9 protein-coding genes and 1 tRNA gene are annotated in these 10,189 nt (G+C 64.4%); all 10 read right to left on the reverse strand.

Annotated features, from left to right (window positions below; genetic code table 11):
- Positions 1 to 102: 102 nt before the first annotated feature.
- The 10 genes from BN3001_RS00515 to gap all read right to left on the reverse strand — a co-directional run bounded on the left by BN3001_RS00515 (position 103) and on the right by gap (position 9,984).
- Positions 103 to 193: transfer RNA gene (locus BN3001_RS00515), tRNA-Leu, on the reverse strand.
- Between the two features lie 137 nt (positions 194 to 330).
- Complete coding sequence (locus BN3001_RS00520; protein WP_058269876.1) at positions 331 to 1,371, reverse strand: ABC transporter ATP-binding protein; 1,041 nt, start codon at positions 1,369 to 1,371, stop codon at positions 331 to 333.
- Positions 1,372 to 2,526: an ABC transporter ATP-binding protein gene (locus BN3001_RS00525; RefSeq protein ID WP_058269877.1), complete on the reverse strand. Its 1,155-nt coding sequence runs from the start codon at positions 2,524 to 2,526 to the stop codon at positions 1,372 to 1,374.
- A 1-nt stretch (position 2,527) separates the two neighbouring features.
- A complete protein-coding gene (locus BN3001_RS00530) occupies positions 2,528 to 3,487 on the reverse strand; it encodes an ABC transporter permease (protein ID WP_058269878.1) in 960 nt (319 codons plus the stop codon).
- Between the two features lie 13 nt (positions 3,488 to 3,500).
- Positions 3,501 to 4,541: an ABC transporter permease gene (locus BN3001_RS00535; RefSeq protein WP_058269879.1), complete on the reverse strand. Its 1,041-nt coding sequence runs from the start codon at positions 4,539 to 4,541 to the stop codon at positions 3,501 to 3,503.
- Between the two features lie 155 nt (positions 4,542 to 4,696).
- Complete coding sequence (locus tag BN3001_RS00540) at positions 4,697 to 6,328, reverse strand: peptide ABC transporter substrate-binding protein (protein ID WP_058269880.1); 1,632 nt, start codon at positions 6,326 to 6,328, stop codon at positions 4,697 to 4,699.
- A 213-nt stretch (positions 6,329 to 6,541) separates the two neighbouring features.
- Positions 6,542 to 6,799, reverse strand: a complete 258-nt coding sequence (gene secG / locus BN3001_RS00545; protein ID WP_058269881.1) for a preprotein translocase subunit SecG — start codon at positions 6,797 to 6,799, stop codon at positions 6,542 to 6,544.
- Positions 6,800 to 6,909: 110 nt separating this feature from the next.
- Complete coding sequence (gene tpiA, locus BN3001_RS00550; protein ID WP_058269882.1) at positions 6,910 to 7,674, reverse strand: triose-phosphate isomerase; 765 nt, start codon at positions 7,672 to 7,674, stop codon at positions 6,910 to 6,912.
- Entirely contained in the window at positions 7,667 to 8,857 is a 1,191-nt protein-coding gene (locus BN3001_RS00555; protein ID WP_058269883.1) for a phosphoglycerate kinase, read from the reverse strand. Before BN3001_RS00555 ends, tpiA begins: the two co-directional genes overlap by 8 nt.
- 101 nt (positions 8,858 to 8,958) lie before the next feature.
- Positions 8,959 to 9,984, reverse strand: coding sequence for a type I glyceraldehyde-3-phosphate dehydrogenase (gene gap, locus BN3001_RS00560; RefSeq protein ID WP_058269884.1), 1,026 nt, complete (start codon positions 9,982 to 9,984; stop codon positions 8,959 to 8,961).
- Positions 9,985 to 10,189 lie beyond the last annotated feature (205 nt).

Genomic DNA, 10,189 nt, shown 5'->3' on the forward strand with positions numbered 1-10,189 from the left:
GTGAACTCCCATGAGACGAGGCGAGCCACCCATGTGAGAAAAAAGAGCGCTCCCGTTGGTTGGCCTGTGGCCTCTACCTGCGGGAACGCTCTTTGACACTCGTGGTGTCGGAGGCGGGACTTGAACCCGCACGACCTTTTAGTCAGTCACTAGCACCTCAAGCTAGCGCGTCTGCCAATTCCGCCACTCCGACATTCGTTTGGTGCGAAAGAAACGATACCACAGCGCCGTAATCGTGGCAACAACAATTTTTACGACGACGCCGTGCCCCGCCGTCCGCGACCCACAGCTCGCGGCCCGTGAGGCCACGCCCTCAGACCGCACCCTCACCTACAGCCGTATCGAGCTCTCCTTGATGGGGTTCTTCTCGGCAAAGTGGCAGGCGCAGTAGTGCCCGGGCAGCACCTTACGCAGCGTGGGCACCTCACTCGAGCAGCGGCCCTGGGCGATGGGGCAGCGCGTGTGGAAGGGGCAGCCGCTGGGCGGGTCGATGGGGCTCGGCACGTCGCCGGCCAGGATGATGCGCTTGCGAGCGTGCTGAATGTCCGGGTCGGGCACCGGCACCGCCGAGAGGAGCGACTGGGTGTAGGGATGATGCGGCTCCGTGTAGAGCGACTTCCAGTCGGAGTGCTCCATCAGGTGACCCAGGTACATGACGGCCACGCGGTCCGAGATGTGCTGGACGACCGACAGGTCATGGGCGATGAACAGGTACGCCGTGCCAAACTCGCGCTGAAGGTCGGACAGGAGGTTGAGCACCTGGGCCTGGATGGACACGTCCAGGGCCGAGACGGGCTCGTCGCAGATGATGAGCTTGGGCCTGAGGGCAAAGGCGCGGGCGATTCCCACGCGCTGGCGCTGCCCCCCCGAGAACTCGTGCGGGTAGCGGTTGATGTGCTCGGGGTTGAGGCCCACGACGTCCAGCAGCTCGCGCACGAACGCCGTGCGCTCGGCGGCGTCGGGCATGACGTTGTGGATGGTAAGCGGCTCGGAGACGATCTCGCCGATCGTCATACGCGGGTTGAGCGAGGCATAGGGGTCCTGGAAGATGTACTGCATGTCGCGGTGCATGGACTTGAACTCGGCCCTGCTCATCGTGGAGACGTCCTTGCCGTCAAAGATGACGGTGCCCGAGGTGGGCGTCGTGAGGCGCATGATGGAGCGGCCGGTCGTGGACTTGCCGCAACCCGACTCGCCCACGAGGCCAAAGGTCTCGCCCGGATAGATCTCAAAGCTCACGTCCTCGACGGCGTGCACCTTCTTGGAGCCCTTGCGATGCGCGGAGATCACGCCGCCCTCGACGGGAAACTCCTTGGTGAGGTGCTCGACCTTGAGCAGGGGCTGAGTGCCCTCATGCCTGTCCTGTCCCATCTATGCCTCGCCTCCTTCCTGTGCCGCGGCATGCCTGGGGGCATGCGCCTTTGGCGTGTCGGGCGCGGACTTGCCCCGCGTGCGCGAGGTGGCGGGGGCATTGGCGGCGACGAAGGCGGCATCGCCCGCAAAATGGCAGCGGGCGTAGTGACCCGTCTCGCTCACGTGCAGCTCGGGCGCCATGGTGTGGCAGCGCTCTGTGGCATAGGGGCAGCGCGGCGAGAAGGGGCAGCCGGCAGGCACGTTGACCAGCGAAGGCGGGTTGCCCGTGATGGGCGTGAGCGGGCGCTTCTCGTCGATGACGGGATCAGGGATGGAGCGGTTGAGGCCCCAGGTGTAGGGATGCAGGGGGCTGTAGAAGATCTCGTCGGCCGTGCCGAACTCCACGGGCTGGCCCGCGTACATGACCATGATCTTGTCCGCGACGTCGGCGACGACGCCCAGGTCGTGCGTGATCATGATGATTGCGTTGCCGTTCTTCTGCTGCATCTCCTGCATGAGCTCGATGATCTGCGCCTGGATGGTCACGTCGAGGGCCGTGGTGGGCTCGTCGGCGATGAGGATGTCGGGGTCGCAGGCAAGCGCCATGGCGATCATGACGCGCTGGCGCATGCCGCCCGAGAACTCGTGCGGGTAGTCCTTGACGCGCTGCTCCGGGTTGGGGATGCCCACCATGTCAAGGAGCTCGACGGAGCGCTGAAGGGCCTCCTTCTTGGAGTAGCCGCGATGCAGCCTGAGACCCTCGCCCAGCTGACGTCCGATGGTGTACACCGGGTTGAGGGAGGTCATGGGGTCCTGGAAGATCATCGCGATGTCGTTGCCGCGAATGTGCTCCATCTCCTCCTCGCTCATGGCGAGAAGCGACTTGCCGTGATAGCGCACGTCACCACCCTCGATGCGCCCCGGGGGCATGTCGATGAGCCCCATGATGGTGAGCGAGGTCACTGATTTGCCGGAGCCGGACTCGCCCACGACGCCAAGGGTCTCTCCCCTGTCAAGGGTGTATGAGACGCCGTTGACGGCCTTGACCACGCCGTCCTGCGTATGGAAGTACATCTTGAGGTCGTCGACCTCCAGAAGGTGCTCGCCCTCGGGAACGGGCAGCTCCTTGAGGTCAACATAGTTCTCGTCGCGCTTCTTTCGTCCAAACAGCATCTTATGCATCCTTCATCTTAACGTCGAGGGCATCGCGCAGGCCGTCACCGAGCAGCGTAAAGGCGAGGACGGTGAGCAGGATGGCGAGACCCGGCATGATCATGAGCCAGGGCTGGGTGGCGATGAACTTCTGCCCGTCCTCGATGAGGATGCCCCACGAGGGATCGGGGGGCACGACGCCCATGCCCAGGAAGGACAGGGCGGCCTCCGTGAGGATGGCGCCACCAATGTTCATCGTGGAGTACACCACGATGGACGCGACGGAGTTGGGGAAGATGTGGCGCATGATGATGCGCGCGTCCGATGCGCCCATGGAGCGCGCCGCGTCAACGTAGTCGTTCTCCTTGACGGAGAGGATCGCCGAGCGGAACACGCGGGCGATGGACGGCCAGCCGAGCACGCCGATGGCGATGAAGACGTTCTGGATGCCCGAGCCCAGGACCGCCAGCATGACGATCACGAAGAGGATGTACGGGAAGGCCAGAAAGACGTCGGCCAGGCGCATGATGACGGTGTCCCAGAAGCCGCCGTAATAGGCGGCGACGGCGCCCATGACGAGGCCGATGAGGGTGGAGATGGCCGTGGCCAGCAGGCCGACGGCAAGCGAGATGCGCGCGCCGTAGACGACGCGCGAGAGCACGTCGCGACCCACCTGGTCGGTGCCGAAGGGATGCGCGGCGCTCATGGGCAGGCGCGCGTCATAGAGCTGCGCCGTGGGCCCGCCCAGGGTCTGCGGAACCCAGAGGTCGGCCGTGAGGGCGACGAGCACAATGAAGACAATCCAGATGACCGCCATGATGGCCAGGCGGTTGCGCCTGAGGCGCGCCAGGGCGTCACCCCAGAGCGTGCGCGAGGGCGCGCCCGCATCGATCGTCGTTCCCTCGGCCGGCGCGGCGTCGCGCTGCTGGTCGGGCGTCTCGACGGCGACGGGCTCGCCCTTCATCCATGACTTGAGGCTCATGTCAGCCTCCCCCCTATCCCTGATCCTTGGAGCTGCCGTACCTGATGCGAGGATCGAGGAAGGCGTAGCTGATGTCCACGATGAGGTTGATGACCATGACGACGATAACGATGATCGTCACCGAACCCATGACGATGGGCCAGTCGCGCTGCGTGATGGCGCGATAGGTCTCAAAGCCCACGCCCGGCCAGTTGAACACCGTCTCGGTGAGGATGGCGCCGGCGAGCATGCCTCCAAAGTCGATGCCGATGTAGGTGACGACGGGGATGAGGGCGTTCTTGAGCGCGTGATGCAAGATGGTCGCCCGACGGGAGAGGCCCTTGGCCCGGGCGGTGCGGATGTAGTCCTGGTTCATGACCTCGAGCAGCTGCGAGCGCATGATGCGCGCCGTGTAGGCCGTTGAGACCGAAGCCAGCGTGATGGCAGGCAGGATGTAGTACATGCCCGCGTTGAACTCGGCGGTGGGACCCCCCGCCCCCGAGATGGGCAGATAGAAGCCTCCGCCCGTCCAGTCCTTGACCATGATGCCAAAGAAGAGCTGCAGCAGCATGCCCAGCCAGAACGCGGGCATGGCGACGAGGATGGACGTAGAGAGGGTGACGAGCACGTCCCAGAACGAGTAGCGCTTGATGGCCGACACCATGCCCGCCAGGATGCCGATCACCGCCTCGACGAGGATGGCGACGGCGGCAAGGCGGATGGTGTAGGGATACTTCTCCATGAGGATGGACGAGACGCTCTTGCCGGACTGCTGGTAGGAGACGCCCAGGTCACCTTGGAGAAGCCCGCCCAGATACAGCGTGTAGCGCTTCCACAGGGGGGTCTCGACGGGATTGCCGCTCTCGTCAAGGATGGGCTTGCCGTCGGCGTCGGTGTCGATGAGGTGATACGTGGCACGCAGGTTGAGCTCGGTCTGCGGATCGAGCTTCTTCTCTCCGGCGATGAGCTTGATGGGGTCACCGGGGACGATGTTCTGCATGGCAAACAGAATGAGCGTGACGCCCAGAAACACCGGGATGAACTGAAGAACGCGCTTGACGATGTACTTGCCCATACGAAGGACTCCTCCATGAGACGCCCCAGGCTTGGTCCTTTCTGGCGGGGGACGCCCTATCGCTCATACAAAACGAGGGGTGGGACACCGTGCTACCGATGCCCCACCACCATCGTGTGTCGCTACGACCTACGCGAAACCAAAATCAGCAAGACCTAAGCTTGGATGCTTGCGGTCGCAAAGTCAACCTTGCTCTGCGGATCAAGGTAGAGCTTCTCGATACGGGAGCTGCCGACCCAGTTGTGCGAGTAGAACATCAGGGGAATGATGGGCATGTCCTCGCCCAGGGTCTTGTTGATGGCGCGGAAGGCCTCCTTGCGCTTGTCCTCGTCCGTGATCTGGCGCGCCTCGTCGATGGCCTTGTCAACTGCGGGGTTGTTGTACTTGGAGTAGTTGTTGTCCGCAGTGCTGTAGAAGTTGGGATAGATGAAGTTGTCCATCGTGGGATAGTCGGCGATCCAGCCGAGACGACCCATCTGGAAGCTGCCGTCACCGAGCTTCGTGAGGTAGGACGCCCACTCCTGGGACTCCTGCGTCACCTTGAAGCCCACGGCCTCGAGGTCGCTCTGGATGATGGACATGATGTCCTCGTGGCCGCCGCCCGAGTTGTAGCTGAGCGTGATCTCGGTGCCCGCGAGGTTGTTGTCGTCCACGAGCTTCTGGGCGGCCGCCTTGTCGTACTTGCAGTCGGGCCAGGAGTTGTCCATGCCGGGGTCAAGAATCTTGGGGAAGACGCTGTCGGCAGGGGTGCGCGTGCCCTCGAAGAGGGTGTCGCAGATGTTCTGGCGGTTGATGGCCAGCGAGATGGCGTGACGCACGGTCGCGTCGGTGATCTTCTCGCAGTTGACGGCGAGGTAGTACACCGAGAGCTCAGCGCCGGTGAGGACCTGGTGGCCCTTGGTGACGGTATAGCCGTCCTCGGACTTGCCGTACTTCTCGCTGATCTCGCCAAAGCGGCCCGTGGGGATCTGCGCCATATCGAGGTTGCCGCCCTCGAACTCGCGGAAGGCGGTGGTGGGGTCCTTCTGGATGGAGAAGTTGATGGCGCCGAGCTTGGCCTTTTCGCCGTAGTAGTCGTCAAAGCGCTTGACGTTGATGTACTGGTCGGCCACCCAGTCGCCGTCCATCATGAAGGGGCCGTTGCCGATGGGGTGCTTGAGGAACGACGCGGGGTCGTCCAGCGCGGCCTGGGGCACCGGCGCGAGGGCGGGGTGCGAGCAGACCGTGGGGAAGTCGGCCATGGGGGCGTTGAGCTTGATGACGAGGGTGTTCTCGTCGGGGCAGGTGACGCCCGAAAGCTCCTTGGCCTTCTTGCTGAGCATCTCCTCGTAGCCCACGATGGGGGCAAGGTGGTAGTTGATCTCGGAGGGGGTGGGCATGTCGGGGTCGCAGATGCGCTCGAAGCCGCGCTTGAACGCCTTGGCGTCCACGGCATCGCCGTTGTGGAACTTGGCGCCCTTGACCAGGTGGAAGGTGAACTCGGTGTCGTCGTCGTTGGACTCCCAGGACTCGGCCGCCTTGGGGACGACCGCGCCCTTTGCCCAGTCGTAGTCCGTGAGCGCGTCAAACAGGATGTGCTCGACCTGCGTGCCCTGGTCCTCCTGGGTGTTGTAGGGGTCAATGGCAACGGGGTTGTTGATGTAGTACTTCAGGGTGCCGCCGGCGCCCGTGCCGCCCTCAGAGGACCCGGCGTTCTTCTTGCCGCATCCGGCAAGGGCCGCGAGGGCCGTCGACGCGAGCCCCCCCGCAACGAAGCCACGGCGCGTTACTGCATGGTTCTGATGCATGAAGTTCCTCCGTTTCCATGCGCGACGAACATGACGCCGTCGCGCAACTCTATGGGAAAACATGGGGATACCGCTTAACCAGCCCATGTTTATGGATAGTAGTACCTATTTTATGCCAAGGCATGCAGGTATTGCAACGCTAGGCCAAACAGGACGCCCATCGAAAACTTTCCCCCGCTGGCGACATTGCCGCCCGCGGGCGATCCGATTGCGCTACACGCCCAGGATGGTGCCGTTGGGGAAGGTGATGGCAAGCACCAGCACGCAGACCACGAACACCGTGGTCGTGATGAGGGTGAGGCGGTCGAGATTATGCTCGAGGATGCCCGTCCCCGCGCTGGCGTTATACAGCGAGGCGGCGATCATGTCCGACACGCCCGTCCCCTTGCCGGAATGCATGAGGATGAGGACGATGCTGAGGAAGGCCGAGACGAACATCAGGATGAGGACGATGGTGTTGAAAATACCCACAGAGGCTCCTTTGACGACGGGGCCGGCGACGCCGTCGCATCGCCGGCCCCCGACACATGCGCATTCGCTGGTACTTTAGCACAGATGAGCGCGGCGCACGTCCGGCCTGCCTACATGGCCGCCCTCACCATGGCGGCGAAGGAGTCCGCCTTGAGCGACGCGCCGCCCACCAGGGCGCCGTCGACGTCCCTCTGATCGAGGAAGCCGGCGACGTTCTCGGGCTTGGCCGAGCCGCCGTACAGGATGCGGATGCCGTCGGCCGTCGTGGCGCCGAAGACCTCGGTGAGCGTCGCGCGGATGGCGGCGCAGACCTCCTGGGCGTCGTCGGCCGTGGCGGTCTTGCCGGTGCCGATGGCCCAGATGGGCTCATAGGCGACGACGTACGCCGAGGGGTCCTCGATGGTGAGGCCTGCCGTGTCCTTCTTGATCTGGTCGACGACAAAATCAACATGAGTGCCGGCCTCGCGAACCTCAAGCGGCTCGCCGCAGCAGCTGATGGGGATGAGGCTGTGGGCCATCAGGGCCTTTGCCTTGCGGTTGACGTCCTCGTCCGTCTCGCCAAAGTAGCCCCGACGCTCGGAGTGACCGATGATGCAGTAGCGAACGCCCACGTTGGTGAGCATGTCAGGAGCGGTCTCGCCGGTGAAGGCGCCCTTCTCCTCCCAGTAGACGTTCTGGGCGCCCAGCGCGAAGGGCGCGGCCTCCTGCTCGATGACCTCCGCGACGCCCTTGAGGTCAACGGCGGGCGGGCACACGACGACGTCCACGTCGCCGCTGCCGTCGGCGAGCTCCTTGGCAAGGCCCTGCGCGAGGATGACGCCCTCGGTGTAGGTCTTGTTCATCTTCCAGTTGCCGGCGATCATACGGTTACGCATCGAGAAGCGCCTCCACTCCGGGAAGGGCCTTGCCTTCGACGAGCTCCATGGATGCGCCACCGCCAGTGGAGATCCAGCTCATCTTGTCGGCCAGGCCAAACTTATTGATGGCGGCCACCGAGTCGCCGCCGCCGATGATGGACGTGCAGTCGGCGTCGGCGATGGCGCGGGCCACGGCCTCGGTGCCGGTGGCAAACTGGTCCATCTCGAAGACGCCCATGGGGCCGTTCCAGAAGACGGTCTTGGCGCCCTTGACGGCCTCGCAGTAGAGCTCGACGGTCTTGGGGCCGATGTCCATGCCCATGCGATCGTCAGGGATCTTGTCAGAGTCCACGACCTCGCCCTGGGCGTCCTCGCCAAAGTGGTCGGCCACGACGTTGTCCACGGGAAGCAGGATCTTGCAACCCTTGGCCTCGGCCTTCTTGAGCATCTCGCCGGCGCGCTCGACCCAGTCCTCCTCCTTGAGGGAGGTGCCCACCGTGTAGCCCTTCGCCAGGAAGAACGTGTAGGCCATGCCGCCGCCGATGATGAGGGTGTCCGCGGCGTCGATGAGATGGTCGAGGACGCCGATCTTGGAAGACACCTTGGAGCCGCCGACGATGGCGACGAAGGGACGCTCGGGCTCGGCGAAGATGGAGGTCAGGGTGTCGACCTCCTTCTCGAGCAGGAAGCCCGCGACGGCCGGGATGTGGGCGGCGGGGCCGACGACGGAGCCCTGGGCGCGGTGCGCCGTGCCGAAGGCGTCAAGGACGAAGACGTCGCCGTAGGAGGCGAGCCTCGTGGCGACCTCGGGGTCGTTCTTCTTCTCGGCCTTGAGGAAGCGGACGTTCTCAAGGACGAGGATCTGGCCGGGCTTCAGGGCCTTGACCGCGGCCTCGGCCTCGTCGCCATAGGTGTCGGCCACGAACTTGACGTCATAGCCGGTCAGCTCGGCCAGCTTGTCGGCTGCGGGCTTGAGCGACAGCTCGGGCTCGGGACCGTCGCCCTTGGGGCGACCGAGGTGGCTCATCAGGATGACGGCCGCGTTGTGATCCTTGAGGTAGGTGATCGTGGGGATGGCGGCGCGGACGCGCGTGTCGTCGGTGACGACGCCGTCCTTGAGGGGAACGTTGAAGTCGACGCGCACGAGGACGCGCTTGCCGTCCACGTTGACGTCACGGACGGTCTTCTTGGTAAATGCCATGCTCGCTCCTTCTGGTAGCGGTGCCCGTGATACGAGGGAGGGTGCGGCCGCGGCCCAAGGACCTGCGACCGCACCCCCCATGAGGCTACGAGTGCTCCCGCCTAGGCGACGAACTTCTCGAAGTACTTGATGGTGCGGACCATCTGAGAGGTGTAGGAGTTCTCGTTGTCGTACCACGAGGTGACCTGGACGAGGCTCTGGCCGTTGCCGAGGTCCTGGACCATGGTCTGGGTGGCGTCAAAGATCGAGCCGTGGGTCTCGCCGATGATGTCGCGCGAGACGATGTCGTCCTCGTTGTAGCCGAAGGTCTCGGGGATGGACTCGGCATAGGCCTTCATCGCGGCGTTGACCTCGTCCACGGTGACCTTCTTGTCAACGACGGCGTAGAGGTTCGTGAGCGAGCCGGTGGGCGTGGGGACGCGCTGGGCTGCACCGATGAGCTTGCCGTTGAGCTCGGGCAGGACGAGGCCGATGGCCTTGGCGGCACCGGTGGAGTTGGGGACGATGTTCTCGGAGGCGGCGCGAGAGCGACGCTTGTTGCCCTTGCGCTGGGGGCCGTCGAGGGTCATCTGGTCGCCGGTGAAGGCGTGGATGGTGGTCATGATGCCCGAGACGATGGGGGCGAAGTCATTGAGGCCCTTCGCCATGGGAGCGAGGCAGTTGGTGGTGCAGGAGGCGGCGGAGATGATGTCGTCGTCAGCAGTCAGCGACTCGTGATTGACGTTGAAGACGATGGTGGGCAGGTCATTGCCCGCGGGAGCGGAGATGACGACCTTCTTGGCGCCGGCGTCGATGTGGGCCTGCGCCTTGGCCTTGGAGGTGTAGAAGCCGGTGCACTCGAGGACGACGTCAACGCCAAGCTCGCCCCACGGCAGCTTGGAGGCGTCAGCCTCGGCGTAGATCGTGATCTTCTTGCCGTCCACGATGATGGAGTCCTCGGTGGACTCGACCTTGTGGTCGCGGGAGTAGTTGCCCTGGGTGGAGTCGTACTTCAGAAGGTAGGCAAGCATGTCCGGCGAGGTGAGGTCGTTGATCGCGACGATCTCGGTGCCCTCGTGCGAGAACATCTGACGGAACGCCAGACGGCCGATGCGGCCGAAGCCGTTAATAGCAACCTTGACTGCCATACTGTCTCCTTTCGCGAGGCCATCTGGAGGCCGTTCCTCCGACTGGCCACTCACATGCACGCAACATATTTTACCCCTTTTGCCATGACAGCGTGATGTTCGACGCGTCGTCGGCGCCTTGGGGCGGCAGGCACGCTCACGAGCCGGTCCCGTCGCGAGGGGGTCGGCGCCCCGACGCCAGCTGCGCCTTCCCGCCGCCCGCGCG

The organism is Olsenella massiliensis, assembly GCF_001457795.1.
Classification (GTDB): Bacteria; Actinomycetota; Coriobacteriia; order Coriobacteriales; family Atopobiaceae; genus Olsenella_F; species Olsenella_F massiliensis.

What these genes read in the sequence shown, in the direction of transcription:
- BN3001_RS00535 (WP_058269879.1), bottom strand. Translation starts at nt 4,541, where the DNA reads ATGGGCAAGTACATCGTCAAGCGCGTTCTTCAGTTCATCCCGGTGTTT.
- BN3001_RS00530 (WP_058269878.1), bottom strand. Translation starts at nt 3,487, where the DNA reads ATGAGCCTCAAGTCATGGATGAAGGGCGAGCCCGTCGCCGTCGAGACG.
- BN3001_RS00555 (WP_058269883.1), bottom strand. Translation starts at nt 8,857, where the DNA reads ATGGCATTTACCAAGAAGACCGTCCGTGACGTCAACGTGGACGGCAAG.
- BN3001_RS00520 (WP_058269876.1), bottom strand. Translation starts at nt 1,371, where the DNA reads ATGGGACAGGACAGGCATGAGGGCACTCAGCCCCTGCTCAAGGTCGAG.
- BN3001_RS00540 (WP_058269880.1), bottom strand. Translation starts at nt 6,328, where the DNA reads ATGCATCAGAACCATGCAGTAACGCGCCGTGGCTTCGTTGCGGGGGGG.
- BN3001_RS00525 (WP_058269877.1), bottom strand. Translation starts at nt 2,526, where the DNA reads ATGCTGTTTGGACGAAAGAAGCGCGACGAGAACTATGTTGACCTCAAG.
- tpiA (WP_058269882.1), bottom strand. Translation starts at nt 7,674, where the DNA reads ATGCGTAACCGTATGATCGCCGGCAACTGGAAGATGAACAAGACCTAC.
- gap (WP_058269884.1), bottom strand. Translation starts at nt 9,984, where the DNA reads ATGGCAGTCAAGGTTGCTATTAACGGCTTCGGCCGCATCGGCCGTCTG.